The sequence below is a fragment of the Alteromonas sp. KUL150 genome, from assembly GCF_009811475.1.
Lineage (GTDB): Bacteria > Pseudomonadota > Gammaproteobacteria > Enterobacterales > Alteromonadaceae > Alteromonas > Alteromonas gracilis.
In genome coordinates, this window is the sequence record NZ_BLIJ01000070.1 from 23,857 (window position 1) to 45,932 (window position 22,076).

At 44.9% G+C, this 22,076-nt stretch carries 20 protein-coding genes; 5 read left to right on the top strand and 15 right to left on the bottom strand.

The features are described from left to right. The first annotated feature begins 31 nt into the window (after positions 1 to 31). A complete protein-coding gene (gene dxs, locus GVO62_RS16965) occupies positions 32 to 1,912 on the top strand; it encodes a 1-deoxy-D-xylulose-5-phosphate synthase (protein WP_159120262.1) in 1,881 nt (626 codons plus the stop codon). 159 nt (positions 1,913 to 2,071) lie between these two features. Here the strand turns inward: dxs and GVO62_RS16970 are convergent, their stop codons facing one another. The 10 genes from GVO62_RS16970 to lpxD all read right to left on the bottom strand — a co-directional run bounded on the left by GVO62_RS16970 (position 2,072) and on the right by lpxD (position 10,683). Next, a complete protein-coding gene (locus GVO62_RS16970; protein WP_159120263.1) occupies positions 2,072 to 2,572 on the bottom strand; it encodes a phosphatidylglycerophosphatase A family protein in 501 nt (166 codons plus the stop codon). Between the two features lie 39 nt (positions 2,573 to 2,611). Further along, a complete protein-coding gene (gene thiL, locus GVO62_RS16975; RefSeq protein WP_159120264.1) occupies positions 2,612 to 3,577 on the bottom strand; it encodes a thiamine-phosphate kinase in 966 nt (321 codons plus the stop codon). A gap of 47 nt (positions 3,578 to 3,624) precedes the next feature. Continuing rightward, on the bottom strand, positions 3,625 to 4,047 hold the full coding sequence (gene nusB, locus GVO62_RS16980; RefSeq protein WP_159120265.1) for a transcription antitermination factor NusB: 423 nt from the start codon (positions 4,045 to 4,047) through the stop codon (positions 3,625 to 3,627). A 12-nt stretch (positions 4,048 to 4,059) separates the two neighbouring features. Next, positions 4,060 to 4,533 carry a 6,7-dimethyl-8-ribityllumazine synthase gene (gene ribH, locus GVO62_RS16985; protein WP_105931719.1) on the bottom strand — a complete coding sequence of 158 codons (474 nt, stop codon included), beginning with the start codon at positions 4,531 to 4,533 and terminating at the stop codon, positions 4,060 to 4,062. A gap of 174 nt (positions 4,534 to 4,707) precedes the next feature. Continuing rightward, on the bottom strand, positions 4,708 to 5,808 hold the full coding sequence (ribBA, locus tag GVO62_RS16990; RefSeq protein ID WP_159120266.1) for a bifunctional 3,4-dihydroxy-2-butanone-4-phosphate synthase/GTP cyclohydrolase II: 1,101 nt from the start codon (positions 5,806 to 5,808) through the stop codon (positions 4,708 to 4,710). Between the two features lie 20 nt (positions 5,809 to 5,828). Then, complete coding sequence (locus GVO62_RS16995) at positions 5,829 to 6,491, bottom strand: riboflavin synthase (protein WP_159120267.1); 663 nt, start codon at positions 6,489 to 6,491, stop codon at positions 5,829 to 5,831. A 20-nt stretch (positions 6,492 to 6,511) separates the two neighbouring features. Beyond that, on the bottom strand, positions 6,512 to 7,651 hold the full coding sequence (gene ribD / locus GVO62_RS17000) for a bifunctional diaminohydroxyphosphoribosylaminopyrimidine deaminase/5-amino-6-(5-phosphoribosylamino)uracil reductase RibD (protein WP_159120268.1): 1,140 nt from the start codon (positions 7,649 to 7,651) through the stop codon (positions 6,512 to 6,514). A gap of 43 nt (positions 7,652 to 7,694) precedes the next feature. Next, positions 7,695 to 8,144: a transcriptional regulator NrdR gene (gene nrdR, locus GVO62_RS17005; protein WP_012517538.1), complete on the bottom strand. Its 450-nt coding sequence runs from the start codon at positions 8,142 to 8,144 to the stop codon at positions 7,695 to 7,697. A gap of 99 nt (positions 8,145 to 8,243) precedes the next feature. Further along, positions 8,244 to 9,500 (bottom strand): serine hydroxymethyltransferase, encoded by a 1,257-nt coding sequence (gene glyA, locus GVO62_RS17010; protein ID WP_105931715.1) that lies wholly within the window; start codon positions 9,498 to 9,500, stop codon positions 8,244 to 8,246. A 154-nt stretch (positions 9,501 to 9,654) separates the two neighbouring features. Then, on the bottom strand, positions 9,655 to 10,683 hold the full coding sequence (gene lpxD / locus GVO62_RS17015) for a UDP-3-O-(3-hydroxymyristoyl)glucosamine N-acyltransferase (protein ID WP_159120269.1): 1,029 nt from the start codon (positions 10,681 to 10,683) through the stop codon (positions 9,655 to 9,657). 345 nt (positions 10,684 to 11,028) lie between these two features. On the opposite strand from lpxD, the gene ettA reads away from it, so the two are divergent. After that, positions 11,029 to 12,696, top strand: a complete 1,668-nt coding sequence (gene ettA, locus GVO62_RS17020) for an energy-dependent translational throttle protein EttA (protein ID WP_159120270.1) — start codon at positions 11,029 to 11,031, stop codon at positions 12,694 to 12,696. Between the two features lie 153 nt (positions 12,697 to 12,849). Beyond that, positions 12,850 to 13,257: a PilZ domain-containing protein gene (locus tag GVO62_RS17025; protein ID WP_159120271.1), complete on the top strand. Its 408-nt coding sequence runs from the start codon at positions 12,850 to 12,852 to the stop codon at positions 13,255 to 13,257. 140 nt (positions 13,258 to 13,397) lie between these two features. On the opposite strand, the gene radA is transcribed toward GVO62_RS17025, so the two are convergent. Beyond that, on the bottom strand, positions 13,398 to 14,765 hold the full coding sequence (gene radA, locus GVO62_RS17030) for a DNA repair protein RadA (protein WP_159120272.1): 1,368 nt from the start codon (positions 14,763 to 14,765) through the stop codon (positions 13,398 to 13,400). 188 nt (positions 14,766 to 14,953) lie between these two features. Here radA and GVO62_RS17035 point away from each other — a divergent pair, with 188 nt between their 5' ends. After that, the gene (locus GVO62_RS17035) at positions 14,954 to 17,479 is read left to right on the top strand and encodes a PilZ domain-containing protein (protein WP_159120273.1); all 2,526 of its coding nucleotides are present in this window, start codon (positions 14,954 to 14,956) and stop codon (positions 17,477 to 17,479) included. A gap of 135 nt (positions 17,480 to 17,614) precedes the next feature. Here GVO62_RS17035 and serB read toward each other — a convergent pair whose 3' ends face one another. Then, positions 17,615 to 18,604, bottom strand: a complete 990-nt coding sequence (gene serB, locus GVO62_RS17040) for a phosphoserine phosphatase SerB (protein WP_159120274.1) — start codon at positions 18,602 to 18,604, stop codon at positions 17,615 to 17,617. A gap of 148 nt (positions 18,605 to 18,752) precedes the next feature. Between serB and GVO62_RS17045 the strand changes: the two genes are divergently transcribed. Continuing rightward, positions 18,753 to 19,427, top strand: coding sequence for a hypothetical protein (locus tag GVO62_RS17045; protein WP_236547219.1), 675 nt, complete (start codon positions 18,753 to 18,755; stop codon positions 19,425 to 19,427). A gap of 18 nt (positions 19,428 to 19,445) precedes the next feature. Here GVO62_RS17045 and GVO62_RS17050 read toward each other — a convergent pair whose 3' ends face one another. The 3 genes from GVO62_RS17050 to era form a co-directional block, all read right to left on the bottom strand. Beyond that, complete coding sequence (locus GVO62_RS17050; RefSeq protein WP_159120276.1) at positions 19,446 to 20,246, bottom strand: TatD family hydrolase; 801 nt, start codon at positions 20,244 to 20,246, stop codon at positions 19,446 to 19,448. A 55-nt stretch (positions 20,247 to 20,301) separates the two neighbouring features. Further along, positions 20,302 to 20,940 (bottom strand): pyridoxamine 5'-phosphate oxidase, encoded by a 639-nt coding sequence (pdxH, locus tag GVO62_RS17055; protein ID WP_105931707.1) that lies wholly within the window; start codon positions 20,938 to 20,940, stop codon positions 20,302 to 20,304. 205 nt (positions 20,941 to 21,145) lie between these two features. After that, entirely contained in the window at positions 21,146 to 22,057 is a 912-nt protein-coding gene (era, locus tag GVO62_RS17060) for a GTPase Era (RefSeq protein ID WP_159120297.1), read from the bottom strand. Positions 22,058 to 22,076 lie beyond the last annotated feature (19 nt).

Here is a 22,076-nt window from a genome sequence, read left to right on the forward strand (position 1 = left end):
CACGCGCCATGTTGAAAAAGATAATAAGTACATGAGTTTAGATCTCCAACATTACCCAACGCTTGCGCTCGCGCAAACACCTGACAAGTTGAGGCAACTGCCCCAAGAAAAATTACGCGAACTTGCCGATGAGTTACGTGAGTACTTACTCAACAGTGTGAGTCAAACCAGCGGTCACTTTGCCTCTGGGTTGGGAACAGTAGAGCTTACGGTAGCACTTCACTACGTTTACAACACTCCATTCGACCGACTGTTGTGGGATGTCGGCCATCAAGCCTATCCTCACAAAATCCTTACGGGTCGCGCAGAGCGCATGAGCACCATTCGTCAAAAAAATGGTCTCCATCCATTTCCGTGGCCACCTGAAAGTGAGTACGATACTTTCGCTGTCGGTCATTCTTCGACGTCGATAAGCGCAGCGCTAGGAATGGCTGTGGCGGCAGAAAAAGAAAGTAAGGATCGCAAGGTAGTTGCTGTCATTGGCGACGGTGCGATGACTGCTGGTATGGCGTTTGAAGCACTTAATCACGCGGGCGATATAAAAAAAGACATGGTTGTTGTACTTAACGACAACGAAATGTCGATATCTGAAAACGTAGGCGCCCTCAACAGTCACCTGGCACGCTTGCTAACAGGTAATTTTTTTAACTCTATACGTGACGGCGGCAAAAAACTGCTAAGTAACGTTCCTCCTATCAAAGAATTTGCAAGCCGAGCAGAAGAGCACCTAAAAGGGATGGTTGTACCCGGCACTATCTTTGAAGAGCTTGGATTTAATTATATTGGCCCGATTGATGGCCATGACGTAAATGCAGTGGTTGATACCCTTCGCAACATGCGTAAGTTTGAGGGTCCTCAGTTATTACATGTTGTGACCAAAAAAGGGAAGGGTTACGCGGTAGCCGAAGAAGATCCTATCAAATTTCATGCAGTACCGAAGTTCAACCCAGCGGACAATGCACTGCCTAAATCTAAACCCTCTGCCCCCACTTACTCGGCCATTTTCGGTCAGTGGTTGTGTGATATGGCAGAACAAGATCCAAAACTCATGGCAGTCACCCCTGCCATGCGAGAAGGGTCAGGGATGGTAGAATTTTCTCAGCGCTTCCCTGAGCAATACTTCGATGTAGCCATTGCTGAGCAGCATGCCGTAACCTTCGGCGCAGGGCTCGCTAAAGACGGTATGAATGCGGTTGTCGCGATCTATTCTTCATTTTTGCAGCGTGCCTATGATCAGCTCATTCATGATGTAGCTATACAAGACTTACCGGTGTTATTTGCGATAGACAGAGCCGGCATAGTGGGCGCAGATGGCCCAACTCACCAAGGGGCGTTTGATATCGCTTTCCTTCGCTGTATTCCAAATATGGTAGTTATGGCACCTTCTGATGAAAATGAATGCCGCCAAATGCTTTACACTGGCCATAAGCTACAAAAGCCGGCCGCTGTTCGTTACCCTCGTGGTGCTGGCATGGGAGTCACGCCTGACGAAGCCATGAAAGAGCTTGAGATTGGTAAATCTCGTACGTGTCGAGAATCATCAAAAGGCAAGTCTGAAAGTATCGCCATTTTAAACTTTGGCTGCCTACTGCCCTACGCGCTTGAAGCTGCAGAGGCGATTGACGCTACCGTTATTGACATGCGTTTCATTAAGCCGTTAGACGGCGACGCGGTATTAAAAGCAGCCAGTGAACACATCGCGCTTATCACGCTAGAAGACGGTTGTATTATGGGTGGTGCTGGCAGTGCGGTGCTTGAACACTTGCAGCAAAATGGTGTTCTTAAGGCAGTGAAGATGTTGGGTCTGCCTGATAGCTTTATATTACAAGGCACTCAGCAGGAAATGTACAAAGAGCACGGCTTAGATGCTGAAGGTATTATTGCTGCGGCCACCAGCCTCACCAAACGTTAGTGGCTCTCAAAACATTCGTTTAATCCGTTGCGAGCTAACTTTGTCTTGTAATGTGACTAATGCATCTTGACTAAGGCATCGTCGTTTAAACATAGAAAAGCCCGCATGTATTGCGGGCTTTTCAATTTAAAAGGTTAGGTTGGTAAGCCAACCGTTGTACTAAAACAATGCCAGCGCCGCTGGCCAAAACACCATAAGCAAATGCAAACAGCCACAGGCCATAGCCCCCGCTAGTAGATCGTCAAGCATAATACCTGTACCACCGTGCAAACGCTTATCGATGACACCAATTGGCCAGGGCTTTAAAATATCAAAAAGCCTGAATAGTACAAACCCAACGAGCAATGAAGAGGCGCTGATGGGTACAAAAAGAAAGGTCACGAACATACCTGCAATTTCGTCCCATACAATGGAGCCGTGATCGTGAACCTGCATGTCATCTGCGGTTTTGCCGCAAAGGTAAATACCTACCACTGAAAATATCAGAGTGAGCGCAATAAAGGAAACTATAGAAATTTGGCTACACGCTATAAGCAATGGCACTGCGGCCAGTGAGCCAAATGTGCCCGGCATGAATGGAATTAAGCCACTACCGAACCCTAACGCGAGAAAATGGGTTGGTTTTTTCATACTTACTCTAGCGCGAAACTCAGCCTGCATGTAACGTCCTCTATCTTATATCTTTGTTAACGCTTTCAATTAAAAGCTATGCTCGTAACCAGAAGACGTAACTGGCGTGTATTTCTCATTATCTTTCAACAATGAAAGTGTACCGCTGTGGCCTGTCAGCTGGCCAATGCATGTCGCTTTTACATTAGTGCTCGCTAAAGAGGTTTCAAGGCTACCTCGCTGCTCTTCACTAACGGTGAAAATAAGCTCATAGTCATCACCAGCAGACAATGCGTATTCTATTGCCTGCTCTGGCGACACAGCGCTTGTTAGAGCACGAGAAAGAGGTAAACGCTCAACATGCACAGTGGCACCGCAGTTGGACGCTTTAAGAATGTGGTTCAAATCTGAAATTAAACCATCAGATATATCGATACATGAGGTAGCAATACGGCGAATAGCGGTACCAACTGCAACGCGCGGTGTCGGAAAGTAATGACGGTTCACTAACACGTCTTTGGCTTCACCACTTACGTTAAGTTTATTTTGGAGGATATCTAAGCCCGCGCCAGCGTCTCCTAAAGTACCGGTAACATATACCCAGTCCCCTGGCTTAGCTCCACTTCGGGTTAGTTCAGAACCTGGCGGTATAAAACCTTGTGCGGTAATCGTCATGGCCATTGGCCCTTTCACCGTGTCTCCACCAATGAGCTGTACTGAATAGTATTGAGTAAGCTCATATAGGCCTGAAACAAAGTCGTCAAGCCACGGCTCGTCAACTTCTGGAAGCGATAGCGACAGGCTAATCCACGCAGGCTCAGCGCCCATCGCAGCAAGGTCACTTAAGTTAACGGCCACTGTTTTGTATGCCACAGATTTCGCTGGCGCATCTTCTAAGAAATGCACACCTGCAACAAGAGTATCAGTGGTAACGGCTAGCTGTTGATTTTCAGGAACCGTTGTTACAGCACAGTCATCGCCTATACCAATAACAACGTCTTTACGTCGATGGCCACTGTTTGAAAAATAGCGGCCGATAAGATCAAATTCTTTCACAGTATTTTTTAAACCCTTTAGCGGCAATCCATGCCGCCACGGTAAGGTTAGTCGCGCTCGTCTTTACGCAACGTGCGCACTGCTTTATCTAGTGCACCATTAATGAATTTGTGGCTTTCTTCAGCACCAAATGCTTTAGCAAGCTCAATCGCTTCATTAATAATTACGCGATAAGGGACATCAATGCGCTCAGTCAGTTCCAGCGTCGCAATGCGCAAGATCGCTTTTTCTATTGGGTCCAACTCTTCAGGCAGACGACCAAGATACGGTTTAATGGTAGTATCAAGCTTACTCGCGTTATGTGCAACGCCTCGTAACAACGCTTGAAAGTATGCCATATCCACCTTTTGCATGTCGTTACTGGTGGCTAGCGCCAGTTCAACTTGCTGAATATCGTTGTGACTCATTTGCCATGAATATATCCCTTGCAGGGCTAATTCACGGGCTTTACGACGAGCTGAAACTTTCACTTAATTTTTACCTTAAAGCTTTTCAACAGCATCGATAACGTTAACCATTTCAAGCGCGCCCAATGCAGCTTCTGCACCTTTGTTACCCGCTTTAGTACCTGAACGTTCGATAGCTTGTTCAATTGAATCTGTGGTGATTACGCCAAATGAAACTGGAATACCGTATTCAAGTGATACTTGTGCAAGGCCTTTATTGCTCTCCCCTGCGACAAAATCAAAGTGGGGCGTACCACCACGAATAACTGCACCTAGTGCAATGATAGCGTCAAATGACTTTTTCTCAGCTAATTTCTTAGCTACTACAGGTAACTCGTAGGCACCAGGCACGCGAACCACTGTGATGTCATCTTCATTTACTTCACCGTGACGCTCTAGCGTGTCTAAAGCACCTTCCAGTAAGCTTTCTACAACAAAGCTATTAAAGCGAGCTACAACAATAGCAAACTTTTTACCGGTTGCTCTGATATTACCTTCAATTACCTGCATGGTTTAATTCCTCGAGAAAAAACGGCGCGAAGTATACCACAACTGCGCCCAAACTAAATCGATTGTTTCTGTAACTTCAACTATTCATAAGCTGGTACGTTAGCTTGACTCAATGCGGGAAGGAAATGCTCGTCGCAAACCTTCTCCACTTTTACTCCGCCCTACAGCTAAGCACTAATCGTGAACGTACTCCACTACTTCAAGGCCGTAACCTGAAAGTGCGTGATATTTAATTGGCTTACTAAGCAAGCGCATTTTGTGCACGCCCATAGACGCAAGAATTTGACTACCTACACCGATAGTGCGTGACGAGCCCTGCCAGTCAGCTCCCGTTGGACGTTCACCTCTGTCTTCTGCGGCAAACCGACGTACCTGGCTTTCTATGTGCTCTTCCTTACCTAACAGCACCAACACACCGCCATCTTCTGAGATTTTTCGCATACCATCGGCTAGTGTCATCGAGCGATGAATACCGCGAGTAGAGCCGAGAAGATCACTAAACGTATTGTGAAGGTGTACACGGACAAGCGTAGGCTCGTTTTCTTTGATATCGCCTTTTTTAAGAGCGAAGTGGAGCTGATTGTCGATGCTATCTTTAAATGTATGAAGCTCAAAATCGCCGTATTCTGTGGGCATATTACACTGAGCTACTTTTTGAATAGTCGTTTCATTAAGGTTACGGTATTCAATAAGATCTGCAATGGTGCCTATTTTTAGATTATGCTTGGCAGCAAACTTCTCTAATTCTGGACGGCGCGCCATGGTGCCATCTTCATTAAGAATCTCAACAATAACCCCAGCTGGCTCTAAACCAGCAAGGCGCGGTAAATCTACACCCGCTTCAGTGTGACCAGCTCGGTTTAAAACACCACCATCTTTTGCAATTAGCGGAAAGATATGACCAGGTTGTACAATGTCTGTCGCTTTCGCGTCTTTCGCAACAGCAGCTTTTATGGTTGTTGCTCTATCGGCAGCCGATATACCTGTTGTAACGCCAGTTGCCGCTTCAATGGATACGGTAAAGTTGGTTGAAAACTGCGCTTCGTTTTTATCCACCATTAGCGGAAGATTAAGCGTGCGACAGCGCTCTTGCGTCATTGGTAAACAAACCAAACCGCGAGCGTGGGTCACCATGAAATTTATAGCTTCAGGTGTCACGTGCTCTGCCGCCATAATGAGGTCGCCTTCGTTTTCCCTGTCTTCATCATCCATCAGGATAACCATTTTACCCTGACGAATGTCTTCAATTATTTCTTGTGTAGTGTTAAATGCCATATTGTGTGCTTCTTGTAGGGTTATTTTTTTAAAAATCCGTTCTCGGCAAGAAATGCCATGTCAATGCCCTTGCTTGTCGGCTCAGCGGCTTTATCGCCAAGCATCAATCGCTCTAAATAGCGCGCAATAACATCAACCTCTAAATTCACCGCAGTGCCTACTTTATAGCTTCCCATAATTGTTTCTTGCAACGTGTGGGGAATAATCCAAAGCATAAACTCTGCACCATTCACTTCGTTCACCGTTAAGCTTATGCCATCAACGGTGATACTTCCCTTGTGGGCAATATATTTAGCCAGCGCATCAGGTGCTTTCACCCAAAATTCTACATAGTCTTTATGTTTAATAATCTGAGTTACTTGGCCCACACCATCAACATGACCAGAAACAATGTGTCCACCTAGACGATCGCTGGGACGCATCGCTTTTTCAAGATTCACGGTAGACCCTGCACTGTAGTGTGCAAACCCTGTTAACTTAATAGTCTCAGCAGAAACATCGGCGCAATAATAGTCTGCCCCCATGTCTGTCACTGTCAAACAAACACCATTGGTCGCAATGCTATCGCCTAAAGCGACATCAGACATATCAAGCGTAGGCGATGAAACGGTAAGTCGAATATCGTTGCCACGGTTATCAAGCTTTTTAATTGTACCTAACGCTTGAATAATTCCAGTAAACATAAAGTTCCTCTTTAGTCGCTTTAACGACAGGTGTTGCTAACATCAGGACGAAAGATAAGCTTAATATCGTTACCCACCTGACGGTTTTCAATAAGAGAGAGTGAAATAGATTGATTTAAAGCGGTGAACGCTGGCAAATTGACCATACTCACGCCTTTATCGCCTAATAGCTTGGGTGCTTGATAGCAAATAAGCTCATCCACAAGGCCTTCTTGCAATAGGGCTCCGGCAAGACCAGGGCCTGCCTCTACCCATACCTCATTATACTGTTTATCACCTAGCGCTGACATCAACCCATGTAAGTCGACCTTGCCATCTTTTTCATCAACTTGAATGTAGTGACCAACTGAAGTATCAGGGTGGGCCTGTAACGTTGCAGTAAAGGTAGCGTGACCGTCGTTAAATAAATTAAAATCGCGGTTTAGTTTGCTCTGACTATCCACAACGATGCGAGCAGGTTGGCGAATATGCTCAAGGGGATAATTTTCGAGCTTTGCCTCTTGTTCCCTCACCAAAAGACTGGGATTATCCGCCGCAACAGTACCTGAACCCGTTAACACTGCGCAGCTTTGCGCGCGATAGCGCTGCACATCACGTCTTGCTTCAGGCCCAGTTATCCATTGGCTCACCCCATTTTGAAGCGCAATTTTACCGTCAAGGCTTATACCTAATTTAACCCTTACAAAAGGTTTACCCGTAAGCATGCGTTTGGTGAATCCGGGATTAAGCGCAGCGGCTTCGGCGGCCATCACATCACTGACGACTTCGATACCTGCGGCTTGCAGCATGTTTATGCCATTACCACATACATTTGGATTAGGATCTGTCATTGCCACTACAACGCGTGCTACCTGCGCTTCAATGAGCGCGCTAGCGCAGGGGGGCGTGCGGCCAAAATGGCTGCAAGGCTCCAGGGTTACGTATGCTGTAGCACCTTTAGCGCCGTTGCCACGAGCATTTGAAGCTTGTCTGAGTGCATGAACTTCGGCATGGGGCGTGCCCGCTTGGACATGATACCCCTGACCGAGCAGTTGATTGTTTTCATCAACAACCACACAGCCAACACGAGGATTAGGTGAGGTGGTGAAACGCCCTTTTTGGGCAAGTTGAATGGCTTTTGCCATCCAAAAATAGTCATTTTTAACCGTAGCGTGGTTCACTTGGATTCCTGTTGTAGCCCTAAGTGTTTAAGGTTTACTGACCCTAATCCCCTAAGCGTGCAATCTCTTCTCCAAATTCACGAATGTCTTCGAAGGAACGATAAACTGAGGCGAACCGAACATAGGCAACTTTGTCGAGTTCTTTGAGGGCTTTCATAATTAAGTTGCCAAGCAATTCACTGCTCACCTCCCTCTCGCCGGTTGCGCGAAGCTGAGATTTGAGTGAAAGAATACATTGTTCAACTTTTTCTGTGCTAACAGGGCGTTTTTCTAACGCGCGTTGCAAGCCTGCACGAAGTTTATCTTCGTTGAAGGGTTCGCGAGAGCCATCGCGTTTTATAACGCGGGGCATCACAAGCTCTGCACTTTCAAAGGTGGTGAAGCGCTCATGACACACCATGCATTCACGGCGTCTTCGCACTTGTTGCCCCTCTGCAACCAAACGAGAATCAATAACTTTTGTTTCTTGTTCTGAACAAAAAGGGCAAAACATGAATAATCCTTAATTATTGCGTACTTAGGCGCGTAAAACTTAATCTAGACTAGATAGTCCAGCATTAGTACCAAAGTACGCAATAAAACACAAACCTATTTATTTATAAACAGGGAACTGTGCGCAAAGTGCAACCACTTCTTCTTGAACACGTTTGATAACAGATTCGTCACCCATGTTATCTAGAATGTCGCAAATCCATGTTGCAACTTGCTGAGCTTGCTCTTCTTTGAAACCACGACGCGTTATGGCCGGGCTGCCGATACGAAGACCACTGGTTACAAATGGTGAACGTGGATCGTTTGGCACTGAGTTTTTGTTCACTGTGATGTTCGCTGCACCTAGTGCTGCATCGGCATCTTTACCAGTAATGTCTTTGTCAATAAGATCTAGTAGGAACAAGTGATTGTCTGTTCCGCCAGAAACGATTTTGTAACCGCGCTCTTGCATAACAGCAACCATCGCTTTCGCGTTAGCCACTACCTGTTGCTGATACACTTTAAATTCTGGCTGTAATGCTTCTTTGAAAGCTACTGCTTTAGCTGCAATCACGTGACAAAGCGGGCCGCCTTGGTTACCCGGGAATACCGAGCTATTAAGCTTTTTGTAAATCGCTTCGTCGCCACATGAAGATAGGATTAGACCACTACGCGGACCCGCAAGGGTTTTGTGAGTTGTCGTCGTTACTACGTGTGCGTGAGGAAGTGGGTTTGGATAAACACCAGCAGCCACAAGACCAGCAACGTGCGCCATATCTACAAGCAAATAAGCACCTACGCTATCTGCGATTTCGCGGAATTTTGCCCAGTCAACAATACCTGAATACGCAGAGAAACCGCCGATAATCATCTTTGGTTTGTGTTCCTTTGCTAGAGCTTCAACTTGTGCGTAGTCAATTTCGCCGGTTTCTTTGTTCAGACCATACTGTACAGCGTTGTATGTTTTACCAGAAAAGTTTACGTGTGAACCATGAGTAAGGTGACCACCTTCAGAAAGGCTCATACCAAGAACTGTATCGCCTGCGTCAAGTAATGCCATGAAAACGGCAGAGTTAGCTTGTGAACCAGCGTGCGGTTGAACGTTCGCGTAGTCCGCACCAAATAGTGCCTTTGCACGGTCGATAGCAAGTTGTTCAACAACGTCTACGTGCTCACAACCACCGTAATAACGCTTACCAGGGTAGCCTTCAGCATACTTATTCGTAAGCTGAGAACCCTGAGCTTCCATTACACGTGGGCTACAATAGTTCTCAGAGGCAATGAGTTCGATGTGATGTTCTTGACGCTCAACTTCTTTAGCCATGGCATTGGCTAATTCAGGATCGAAGTCAGCTATATTCATTTCGCGAGAAAACATGGGGGCTCCTTAACTGCGGTTTTTATACGGCGTTACGCACTGATTGCTCAAATTCGAGCCATATTCTAGTCATTTTGAGTTGCTTGTATACCGCTTTATGACCAAATTAATATAAATGGCGCAGGTTTAACGTAAAACCTGCGCTTGAGCGAGATCAGACCTGTTTTTCGAGGGCTTTAACACGGTCGAATAAACTACCAATTTTAGCAAGGCGAACTGTATTTTTGCGCCAGTCCCGGTTGGTTTGAGCTGGCTGCCCCGACGAATATACACCTGGCTCGGTAATATCTTGAACTATCATTGTGTAACCCGTCACTTGAACGTTGTCGCAAATGCTAATGTGGCCATTTATGCCCACTCCACCGCCAATAATAACGTGCTTGCCGATATGACAGCTACCAGCAATACCTGTAGCGCCGCAAATGCATGAGTGATCACCAATAATACAGTTGTGGCCAATTTGTACTTGGTTATCGATAATAACGTTAGTGCCTAAAATCGTATCTTCCATGGCGCCGCGGTCAATGCTGCTGCTTGCGCCAATCTGACTGTCGTCGCCAATGCGAACCGAACCAGTCTGTGGAATTGGGATCCAGACCCCTTTATCGTTTGCATAGCCGAAGCCAGCCGCGCCAATAACTGTTTGGCTATGGATAGTCACGCGCTTACCGATGACCACATCGTGATAGATGGTCACATTAGGATGAATAATACAGTCTTCACCAATGTGCGTGCCTCTGCGGATAACGGTATTGGCACCAACAGTTACACGATCACCTAAAACGACATTCTCTTCAACAATGACGTTGTGTCCAAGAGACACGTCACTACCGATTCGAGCAGAAGGAGCGATTACCGCTGACTCTGAGATACCAGTGGCTACTGATGGCGTGGTATCAAATAACTGAGCTATAAGTGCAAATGCAGCATGTGGGTTACCCACAACTAACGCAGGAACAGGGCTATCACCCTTTAAACTTTCGTGCAGAATTACCGCACCGGCTTTTGTGTCTTTTAACTGCGGCTTATATTTAGGGTTTGTAAGAAACGAAATTTGATGCGAAGCCGCACCAGATAGCGTGCCCACTGCAGAAATCGTGATAGTTCCATCACCCTGCACTTCCCCACCAACATGTTTAGCTAATTCGTCCAAACTGTATGTGCGTTTATTCATGGCGGTCATCTTTATTACCTGTTCGGATGTTTGATGGTATCGAGTGTTGATTCTGAAGGTTTTTGCGATTGATTATCACGCAGGCAACGGATCAACTCTTCTCGATTTATAACGCTAAGTTTACATTAAATCGTCTCATCGACCGATGGATAAATTCACCTTTTTACCCCAAGCGCTCAAAATTTCCACAGGCACGAACTACCTTTGTGTAAGTCACTAGCACAAACTACCCTGTTACGAGTAGAATATGCCACCAGTTAGGACGTGTTGAACTTTATTGCCGATTTTCGTGCATTGCAGTTCAACACGCCTTAGAAATTTTTATTTTTCACCGCTTTTTCAGCGAGGATAAGCATGGCTCAATACGTTTACAGTATGCACCGAGTGGGCAAAATCGTCCCACCAAACAGACACATTCTTAAAAACATTTCACTTAGCTTCTTCCCTGGCGCCAAAATTGGTGTGCTAGGTCTAAACGGCGCAGGTAAGTCAACCTTGCTTCGTATAATGGCCGGTATCGATACTGATATTGAAGGTGAAGCGCGTCCTCAACCTGGACTTAAGGTAGGCTACCTTCCTCAAGAACCGCAGCTTGATGAAACAAAAGATGTTCGCGGCAATATTGAAGAGGCCGTTGCTGATGTTAAGCACGCGCTCACTCGCCTTGACGAAGTGTACGCTGCATATGCAGAAGCGGATGCCGATTTCGACGCCCTTGCGAAAGAGCAAGGCGAGCTAGAAGCCATCATTCAAGCCAAAGACGGACATAACTTGGAAAATGCACTAGAGCGAGCAGCAGATGCCCTACGCCTTCCGCCGTGGGATGCTGATGTAAGTAAGCTCTCTGGTGGTGAAAGGCGTCGTGTAGCGCTATGTCGCCTGCTTTTAGAAAAGCCTGAGATGCTGCTTCTTGACGAACCTACCAACCACTTGGATGCAGAGTCGGTTGCGTGGCTAGAACGCTTCCTTCACGATTACGAAGGTACTGTGGTAGCCATTACCCACGATAGATACTTCCTTGATAACGTAGCGGGTTGGATTTTAGAACTTGACCGTGGTGAAGGTATTCCATGGGAAGGTAACTACTCTTCATGGTTGGAACAGAAAGAAAACCGACTTGAACAAGAAGAGCGTACTGAAACTGCACGTATGAAGAGCATGAAGCAGGAGCTTGAGTGGGTGCGCTCAAATCCAAAAGGTCGTCATGCTAAAAGTAAAGCCCGTATGGCCCGCTTCGAAGAACTCTCCACCAGCGATTACCAAAAGCGTAACGAAACCAACGAGCTTTTCATCCCACCAGGTGAGCGCTTAGGTGACAAGGTTATTGAAGTGAGCAACCTTAAAAAGTCTTATGGCGATCGCGTACTTATTGACGACCTGACATTTAAAGTACCAAAGGGTGCCATTGTGGGTATCGTTGGTCCTAACGGTGCGGGTAAATCGACCTTGTTCAGAATGCTTACTGGTGCTGAGCAACCAGATTCAGGAACCATCGATTTAGGTGAAACTGTTCAAATTGCTGCGGTAGAACAGTTCCGTGACCACATGAACGAAAACAACACCGTATGGAAAGAAATTTCTGACGAACAAGATATCATTCGCATTGGTAACTTTGAAATAAATAGCCGCGCATATTGCAGCCGATTCAACTTCAAAGGCACTGACCAGCAGAAATTTATCAAGGACTTGTCGGGTGGTGAGCGTAACCGTGTTCACCTTGCGAAACTGCTTAAAGCGGGCGGTAACGTATTGCTACTGGATGAGCCAACCAACGACCTTGATGTTGAAACACTTCGCGCCTTAGAAAATGCGTTGTTGGAATTCCCAGGCTGTGCCATGGTTATTTCGCACGACCGTTGGTTCCTTGACCGTGTTGCTACACACATTATGGATTATCGTGATGAAGGCAACATCAATTTCTTTGAAGGTAACTATTCAGACTATGAAGGCTGGCTGAAGCAAGAATTCGGACAGGATATTGTTGAGCCACACCGCCTTAAATATAAGCGCATGGCGAAATAATCCATAGAAAAATGAGATAGGTTTCACCTATATCCCAATAATATGAAAGGCCTTAATCAGTGATTTAGGCCTTTTTTATTTAGTGGCATTCGTTGCGAAGGCGCGCAAATTAGCCAATACTGACAACGGAAACAAAAGCCAAGTGAGAAAGTAATGACAGATAAGCGCCAATTTCAACGTGTATCACTAGATGTTAACGGCACGCTAACACATAACGATACGAGTATCGACGTGATAGTCAGTGATGTGTCGCTTCAGGGCATCAAGCTTCAGGCGACTGAAACAGCCTTGTTAAACTTACCTTTCGATAGCCACGACCCCTACGTCGCTACTTTTCAGGCAAACGAAGATAGCCCTGTTATTACCCTTTATATCTCACAGTTATACCGCCATGCCGATAGCAGGAAAGAGCGTGTATCTCTTGGCTGCAAAGTTGAGCGTATGGACGTAGAGAGTATTAGCGCTCTTCGCCGCCTCATTACTTTAAACAGCGAAGATGCGAGTATTGAGGAAAAAGATTTAAACGCGCTAGTTAATGCGGTTTATCAAGACGCCCATTAGCTTGCGGCTGTAATGAACAAGACTGAAAGACGACTTATAAATCATTGTTAGCCTCGTATGCATATTATTGAGCGCACTTTACCCAAACAAAATAACTTGTTTGCTCTAGAACGTCAGTATTTCAGGCCATGCGAATAACTTTACTCTAACGCATCTAATGCTTCAGACAGTCGTGCCACCGGCACAACCTGCATACCATTAATAGGCTGTTTAGGTGCGTTTGCTTTTGGCACAATTGCACGTTTAAAACCATGCTTTGCTGCTTCTACTATGCGCTCTGTTCCATTAGGAACGGGACGTATTTCACCCGCCAACCCCACTTCTCCAAATACGATCAGTTCTTTAGGTAATGAGCGGTTTCTAAAGCTGGAAATCATAGCTAACAATAGCGCTAAGTCAGCGCTTGTTTCCGAAACACGCACGCCTCCAACCACGTTAACAAATACATCTTGATCGTTCATTTGTACATTGCCGTGACGATGCAACACAGCTAACAGCATTGAAAGCCGGTTCTGATCAAGACCAACCGCAATGCGCCTGGGGTTAGACATTTGTGAGTAATCTACTAGTGCTTGTATTTCTACCAGCAAAGGCCGCGTACCTTCCCAAATTACCATCACACTAGACCCGGGCGTTTCGTTATCACCTCGGCTTAAGAAAATGGCAGATGGGTTGCTGACTTCCTTTAATCCCCTTTCGGTCATAGCAAATACACCAAGTTCATTGACCGCTCCGAAACGGTTTTTGTGACTGCGCAACGTGCGATATCGCCCGTCACTTTCTCCTTCAAGCATCATGGAGCTATCGATGCAGTGCTCAAGGACCTTTGGACCCGCTAAGTTTCCATCCTTTGTAACATGACCCACAATAAACATAGCAATGTGATTTTGTTTCGCAAAACGCGTTAAGTACGCAGCACTTTCTCTTACCTGCGAAACGCTTCCCGGAGCAGACTGGACATCTGAAACATGCATAACCTGAATCGAGTCGATAACCATGATTTTAGGTTTTTTCGTCAACGCTAAGTCGCATATTGTCTCAACGTTTGTTTCAGCTAACATCATCAACTTGTCATCAGGAAGGTTTAAACGCTTTGCCCGCATAGCAACTTGTTGAAGCGATTCTTCCCCTGTGACATAAAGCGCAGTTTCGCTTTTGGCCATCTGACACATTACTTGCAGAAGCAGCGTGCTCTTACCTGCACCTGGCGAACCACCTATCAACATAGCAGCTCCCGGAACTATACCGCCACCGAGTACTCTATCGAGTTCTTTAAACGTTGAAGAAAATCGCGGAAGTGACTCTAAGTCAATTGCGTTGAGGGTTTCAATTTTAGCTGCGGTTTGCCCTGCATAACCAGACGTGGTTTGTCGAGCGACACTTTTCGCACTTGCGACCACAAACTCACTTATTGTGTTCCACTCTTTACACTCGGAACATTGTCCCTGCCATCTAGGAAACTCTGCCCCGCAATCAGAACACACATAAGCAGTTTTACGTTTTGCCATATTCCAGTATTATCCAAAGACTAAAAAGAGTATTCTAACATGCTATAAAAGGGAATTAATCAGAAACCTAACCCCTAGCTATACTCATGATTTTAGCCAAAAGTATTATAACTTTATGGGTTAATGTGTTTTTCTGATTGGCCGATAAAAACTAAAATAATGAAAACTAAGAGTAAAGTTGCGCCTTCATGAGTCAAGATTTAAAGCAATACGCTGATATAATTGAACAGTTAAAGCCCATGGTTAACGAGCCTGAGTTTAACCAAGTGTTGCTTCAAATTGCCGCAGATGTGCCCAAGGAAAAACGTTTTTTAGTAAAAATGGAAGTGAAGCGTTTAGCAAAGCCATGTATGCGCACCATTGATTTGAGAGGGCATGTAGATGGCAAGTGCAGAAAGTATGTGCATGAAGGTCGAAGCCACTACATGGATGATCTTGCTGTCGATAAGTTCGAAGAGCAACTGCGCGTGTTTGGTCGCTACACTTATGGCGTTTACGAGGCGGTCCAGAATACTGAAAACAACTTTCGATTGTTGCGGGAAAAAGAGTTAGCACAGGAAATCGCAGACAAAGATAACCCTACAGCCAAAAAACGCTCTGCCGTGTTAGAACAATTTAAAGTCCCCACCGTCAATCTTCTAGATTACAGTCAGCGCAACACGGAGCGAATGAACTTTGCTGTGGCCGTTGAAATTTTCAACACTGCAAATCAGTCGATGCGAGGCTTGAGTGTTGATATTTCACTTGAAGGGCTACAAATAAAGCTTTCAAAAGACGCGTTTTTCAAAACAGGCGAAAAGCTTTTTATCTATTTCAGAGGTTTGGAAAACGAGTTTGCCATGGATAAGAAAAATGGCATTGCTTATAAGCTCGTTAAAATAATAGCCAAAAACGATATCAACTATTTAGCGCTACAAAGAGATAAAGAACTTCCAAACCCTGCTTTCGATAAATTTCTAGAAAGCTTTATTCACGGTAATAAACGCCGATATAAAGTGAATATGAACAATACCGTTGAGGCGATCACCAGTAAAACGTGTGAACAATTTTTCTCTCCGCGCAGTCCAACGCTTCCTGTATTCATAGATGCGATAAATAATTCGCTTATACCACGCTTTGCCATGGCCAACGAAGTGAATAGAGAAACCGTTCAGTACTGGCAAGATGAAGAAGGCGTCTGCAGATTGAATTTTCTTTTAACGCAAGAGCGCCTTGCTCGACTTCTCAGCATGTCTGAAGAAGCTCGTGAAATTTTCATATTCAGCTTTACCCATTTGCATAGCGAGAAAGTTTATTTTTACTCAGCCTCTTTTGAAGAGCTCATGCAAAAAGATATGCTTTTTCGCGTTTTTCTGGGGTTTGGCTCAAGGAAAGCGAGCTGGCGAGTGTTCAAAGTTACACTGACCGACATGAATCCCGAACAGGCTCATATTCCTCTTTCAATTCCGGATTCGGTAGGTAGTAAAGTTAAAAAACTTAACTCACCGCCTTCGGCGAGATTGATGTCAAAACTTAAAAGTTTACGTTATTTGGCTCACATCACGGACGTGACTTCGGTGACCGGTCAAGAAACTTACAATGAGTTTAAGTTTAACCGTAGCGATCTTACTCATTTGCGTCATTTCGGTCATCCACGTAATCGCGCCCCATCTAATATTCAAATAGTACGGTTTAAATACGAAGAACAACGCATTGAAAGCCGATATCAACTAAGAACCCAAGTTGAAGCTCGCTTTAACGATGAAGATACGGTTCACACTGGTGTCAGTGAAGATATTTCAGTTCACGGTTTAGGTTTAAGAATTGAGCTGAGCAAAGAATATAAAGGAAACTTAGAAGGTAAGGTAGAAGTGGCCTTCCCTCGCCTCCAAGAAATTGCTAGCTCTTTCGACGTAATGCACCTGCAATATGAAGTTATTTATCACAACGTAGATAAGAACATTTTGCATTTAAAAACCATGCCCGGCGACGAAGGAAAATCCGCTCGCGCTTTTTTTGAAGAACTCATTAAAAAGAACAAAGCCAGTTTAAAAGTTGAGAGTGATGAAGAAATAGTCCCAGGTATTGGTCAAGCTCTTCGCTGCATCAACGCTAGAAATGCAACTTCTCTATCTTTTTTGATGAGCAAAGAGGGCGTTCGCTATACACCTCAGGCTTGCATAATTGGAAAGCAAGATGAGAGGGTTACAAATTTAACCACGCAATATGCCGAGCGAGGCAAAGTTAATTTAGAGTTTTTGTTCAGAGATAGAAAACAAGACTCGCCTTTCGTACAAAGTGGGATTAAAGCCGTTAAGCTTGAAAATATGCCGCTACGCCAGGAGCTTTTTATTTCCTTCGATGCATCCCAAAAAGACCCTCGCATGGCAATAATTCCTCGCTACTCTGATAAGTTTGAAAGCAACGAGCAGCGTCGGGCATTTATACGAGATGCTATGACCCGTGGCCAGTTCATAGCGATTCACGTGATGTTAACGACTACGGGGAAACCTGATATGAGTTTGCTTCAAACTGAAATTAACTATGTCACCATGTATGCCGTGCATCGCGCTCGTGAACTAGAGAAAAAGCTATGGAGTTTTGCTGCCTGCTCTCACCTTGTCGATGTAACAGACGAAGTGCTAATTAGATATGGCTTCTCAAGAGAAGACATTACCGCAAATAAAACCTTAAAGAGCGTAACTCCTGAGCAGGTTATTTTGAGCAATGCCTAAGGGCACGCTTGCTATTTTATTTAACTGCTGTGTGCTCGCTAGTTGTTCCAACTGAAGGACCCGTAGTTTGCTATTTTGTCCTACAGCTGGCTCTGTAGAACAAAAACGCAAAACCAGCAAAAAATCACCAGCGCCCTATTTATCTAGGAAGTAAAGCAGACTGTGTAAACTGCCAATGCGTATAGCCACATCCGCTTTTTCGTTAACCAGCGGCTTTCCGTGGCAAGCCACACCTAACGCTGATTCAGCCATCATGACTAAATCGTTAGCGCCGTCACCCATAGCGACGGTTTGAGAAATTGGAATTTCCCACTTTTCAGCCAAGGTCTTAACCGTCCTGGCTTTTACGTCAGCGTTAACGATTTCGCCTTCTACTTTACCCGTTAGCTTTTCATTCTCAATGGCAAGCGTATTCGAGATTGCAAAGTCGAGACCGAGCCTTTGCTTTAAATGGTCTGCGAAAAATGTGAATCCTCCTGATGCAATAGCGAGTTTCCAATGATTTTTCTTAAGCTCGGTCAGCAAGCTTTGGATCCCAGGCATAATTGGAATGCTATCGCGGATTTGATCAAGGTGGGAAACCGCCACCCCTTCTAAACACGCTACGCGGTGTGTCAAACTGTCATTAAACGCAATTTCTCCGCGCATGGCTTTCGCGGTCACTTCCGCAACCTGTTCTCCTACACCAGCCAGTTTCGCTATTTCATCAATACACTCAATCGCAATCACTGTGCTGTCCATATCCATTACTAACAAACCTGGGATAGAAAGAGATGGACGAGATGCTTGTAGACCTATATCTAGATTGTAGGAAGAGGACACGTCACCTAAAAGTGGCTTAATATTGATATTTTCATGTTCGGTGCTAGGGAGCGTACCGCGAATTTCGATGACGTCATCACCCAAACTCTGATGTAGGTGATGAAAAGCTAAACTTGTCGCGGTAAACACGTCTTTTAGTTTACTAAGTACGCCTTCTATTAAATAAGGCGTAACGGCTTGCCCTATAATAGTTAGTGTGTGGGTAAACGTCGTGCTGTTGTGTGAAGAGCCGACAATCTGTGAAAGCGAAGAGGCAATGTGCTGGTCTTGGTCATTGAGCGTCGAGAAAAGCGTGTTTTTCATAGCGAAAACAGAAACCGCAATAGTAAGCAAATGGTGGCCTAATGCTACCCAATTAGGCTAAGTAATAAAATATCATCTTTTAAATTATTTAGAATTCCCCTACTGTTAGGCAAACGCAAAGACTTTATGGAAAGATGAATTGGACGACGTGCTCAATAAGGCGGCAGCTTACAAGAAAAATGATGCGCATTCTTTATATACCGCGCTAAAAAGACTTTTTCACACGTTGATAGTAAGCACAGTGTTTGCGCTAATTGTTGTATTGCTACTGTTGTTTCAGCAATATCAAAGCGACTGGTTGACCGTTCAAACCCGCTACTCTGGTGAAAGTATAGCAAGACAATATGCAAAACTTTTACAGCCGGCATTTATTGCTGAAGATCTAGCTAATTCTGCGTCTCTTGTCGGTGCTTCTCAAAACCAAAGAGACTATATAGAGGCCGTTGCCTCAGTGTTGGTTGATGAGCCGCATATATTGGCCTTGGCTGTTTTTGATAAGGACGGACGTTATATTGCCCCCTTACCTAAAATAAACAGCGTGGTTGAATTAAGCCAATCTCAGCGCGTTACGCCGCTTACTTACATTGGTATGATTACAGATAAAGAAGGTAACTTGCTAGGCTATGTAAATATCCATATCGATACTCAGGCCGTATTGGAAAGCCCGCTCACATTGCGATATCAGCTGGCACTTATCGCAGGTATTTTAGTGTTTCTCGCGCTGCTATTAGGCGTTTATCTCACAAGGGCTTTTTACAAGTCCAGACCTTGGTTTATCCAAGTCATAGAATCTAAAAAGAAGCATGTGAAAATCAGAGAATAAGTGTTCTTCAAATAAGTGCTATCCAAATAAGCGAAAATAATTGCGTGTTGTGGCTGCTATTACCTCACTTTTTTCTACGCTATAGAGTTTGCTTATCGCGTCTACCACGTCTGTGAGATAACCAGGTTCGTTGGGCTCTCCCTGACGTCCGCACATTGGCATATCCGGCGCATCTGTCTCAAGAAGTAGTTTGTCAATGTGGTGCTCCAGCAAATAGCCCAACGTTTCGCGCGTTTTCTTCGCCCGTTCATAGGTAATAGTGCCACCAATGCCTAAATAAAAACCGCGCTCGATATAGCCTTTTGCTACTTCTACACTGCCAGAAAACGCATGAATTACGCCACTACCTTGATAATTAGATTGCTTGAAGCATTCAAGCAGTAAGTGATGGCTCTTCCTGTGATGTACGATAACGGGTAAGGACTCTCGCTCGGCAAGAGCCAAGTGAGCATTAAAAACCTGCTGCTGCAGCTTTACGGGTGTATCAACGTGTCCATCAACCCCTGTTTCACCAATAGCTTTTACCGATGCATGACGAGCTAACGCTGCTTCTTCAAGTAGAGATAGTTGATGCGATATAACCTTGTCTGACGGAAGAGCGTCGTTTGCGTCAAGAAAATAAGGATGAAGTCCAAGAGCACTATCGATTGGGAGAATGTTTCGATATTGATCTGCTATGTTTTGAAGCTCACGCCAAGATTCAGGATGAACACTTGGCGCCATTATCCTCGATAGACCATTGGATACAGCGCTATCCAACACCACTTCTAGATTTTTACGCGAGGCGAGTAGATCTAGGTGACAGTGACTATCTATCATAACATGAATACCTCAAGGTAAGCCTCATAGCGCTTAAGCCTTGCGCACCTCTCGCTTATGGCATTAAACGCTGTGTAGCCCACGTGCCTTCTTGAGTTTTATTGTACTCAAAACGATCGTGTAGCCTGTCTTCCCCACCCTGCCAGAATTCAATTTGGTGAGGCACAATTCTGAAGCCGCCCCAAAAATCGGGAACAGGAAGCTCCTTATTGGCAAATTTATCTTTTAGCTGCTTGAACTGGGTAAGCAGTAATTCTCTACTGCCAATAGGCTTACTTTGTTTTGAAGCATAGGCGGCAAGCTGACTGTCTTTAGGCCGAGAGAAAAAGTACGCTGCGTTTTCAGATACAGAAAGCTTCTCGACACTTCCGCATACTCTTACCTGCCGTTCCATAAAAAACCATGGAAAATGGCATGATACTTTCGGATTGGCCGATAACTCTTGTGCTTTGCGGCTACCTAAATTTGTGAAAAATACAAAACCTTTTTCGCTCACATCTTTCAAAAGGACAATACGTTGAGAGGGCTGACCACTTGCATCAACAGTAGCAACCGTCATTGCTGTCGGATCGGGAATACCAGCGTCAATAGCATCTTTCAGCCATTTATCGAATAAGGTAAACGGATTTGAAGTAATATCTGACTCACTCAAACTGCCCTTTGAGTACTGCCTGCGCATATCTGAAATTGCCATATACCGCTCCTGAAAAAAGGTTATTACGCCTGCGAGTGCTTTTAAAACCGAATAAGTAAATAACCGTGTAAATGCTCACATCAGCGCATTTTACTAAGGTAGTTGCCAAAAGCCATTCCGCTAAACAAAAATGCTGACTGACTATACGTTCTAATCCAACGCCAGTTACAATCGACTAGCGTTATACAGTCAGTATAATCTTAAACTAGAAGTTGCTGTCGTCGCCGTAACCAAGCGAGCGCAAAGCACGTTCATCGTCTGCCCAGCCTTGCTTAACCTTAACCCAGAGCTCTAGGAACACTTTGTTGTCAAACAAGTTTTCCATGTCTTTACGGGCATGCTCACCAATGGTTTTCAAATGCTTTCCGCCTTTTCCGATAATCATGCGTTTTTGCGTTTCACGCTCAACCAGAATAAGGCCACTTATGCGGTACACCCCATTTTCAGCCATCTTAAATTGTTCTATCTCAACGGTAGTTGAGTATGGCAATTCGTCGCCCGTAAACCGCATGAGTTTTTCACGGATTATTTCAGCCGCCATAAAGCGACTAGAACGGTCGGTGATGTAGTCTTCAGGAAAAAAGAACTCGCTTTTTGGCAGAGATTTGGCAACAAGCTCTCTTATTTCGTCGACCATTTTATTCTGTTTTGCACTAATCGGGATCATATGCTCAAACCCGTGCTTTTCGCCGAGTTTTTTAAGATGGAGCATGAAGTTTTCTTTATCTTCCACCTTGTCCATTTTATTTACGATAAGATAGCAAGGAAGATTTGATTGCTTCACTTTGTTTAACACCATTTCATCGTCGGCAGTAAAACGGTCGCCTTCTACGACGAATAATACAAGACCAACTTCGGCAAGTGAACTGGATGCCGCACGATTCATATAGCGATTAATGGCGCGTTTTTCGTCTTGGTGGAGCCCTGGCGTATCAACATATATCGCTTGATACTCTCCGTCAGTGTCAATGCCTAGGATACGATGTCGGGTAGTTTGTGGTTTGCGAGAAGTAATACTTACTTTTTGGCCCAGCAAACGATTAAGCAAGGTTGATTTACCCACGTTTGGGCGACCAACAATAGCAACTAGACCACAGCGTGTTTGGATATCTGGCATTTCTGGCAAATCTGATTCA

Coding starts and splice junctions, on each gene's coding strand:
- dxs (WP_159120262.1), top strand. CDS start 32: ATGAGTTTAGATCTCCAACATTACCCAACGCTTGCGCTCGCGCAAACA.
- GVO62_RS16970 (WP_159120263.1), bottom strand. CDS start 2,572: ATGCAGGCTGAGTTTCGCGCTAGAGTAAGTATGAAAAAACCAACCCAT.
- ribH (WP_105931719.1), bottom strand. CDS start 4,533: ATGCAGGTAATTGAAGGTAATATCAGAGCAACCGGTAAAAAGTTTGCT.
- ribBA (WP_159120266.1), bottom strand. CDS start 5,808: ATGGCATTTAACACTACACAAGAAATAATTGAAGACATTCGTCAGGGT.
- GVO62_RS16995 (WP_159120267.1), bottom strand. CDS start 6,491: ATGTTTACTGGAATTATTCAAGCGTTAGGTACAATTAAAAAGCTTGAT.
- nrdR (WP_012517538.1), bottom strand. CDS start 8,144: ATGTTTTGCCCTTTTTGTTCAGAACAAGAAACAAAAGTTATTGATTCT.
- glyA (WP_105931715.1), bottom strand. CDS start 9,500: ATGTTTTCTCGCGAAATGAATATAGCTGACTTCGATCCTGAATTAGCC.
- lpxD (WP_159120269.1), bottom strand. CDS start 10,683: ATGACCGCCATGAATAAACGCACATACAGTTTGGACGAATTAGCTAAA.
- ettA (WP_159120270.1), top strand. CDS start 11,029: ATGGCTCAATACGTTTACAGTATGCACCGAGTGGGCAAAATCGTCCCA.
- GVO62_RS17025 (WP_159120271.1), top strand. CDS start 12,850: ATGACAGATAAGCGCCAATTTCAACGTGTATCACTAGATGTTAACGGC.
- radA (WP_159120272.1), bottom strand. CDS start 14,765: ATGGCAAAACGTAAAACTGCTTATGTGTGTTCTGATTGCGGGGCAGAG.
- GVO62_RS17035 (WP_159120273.1), top strand. CDS start 14,954: ATGAGTCAAGATTTAAAGCAATACGCTGATATAATTGAACAGTTAAAG.
- serB (WP_159120274.1), bottom strand. CDS start 18,604: ATGAAAAACACGCTTTTCTCGACGCTCAATGACCAAGACCAGCACATT.
- GVO62_RS17050 (WP_159120276.1), bottom strand. CDS start 20,246: ATGATAGATAGTCACTGTCACCTAGATCTACTCGCCTCGCGTAAAAAT.
- pdxH (WP_105931707.1), bottom strand. CDS start 20,940: ATGGCAATTTCAGATATGCGCAGGCAGTACTCAAAGGGCAGTTTGAGT.
- era (WP_159120297.1), bottom strand. CDS start 22,057: ATGCCAGATATCCAAACACGCTGTGGTCTAGTTGCTATTGTTGGTCGC.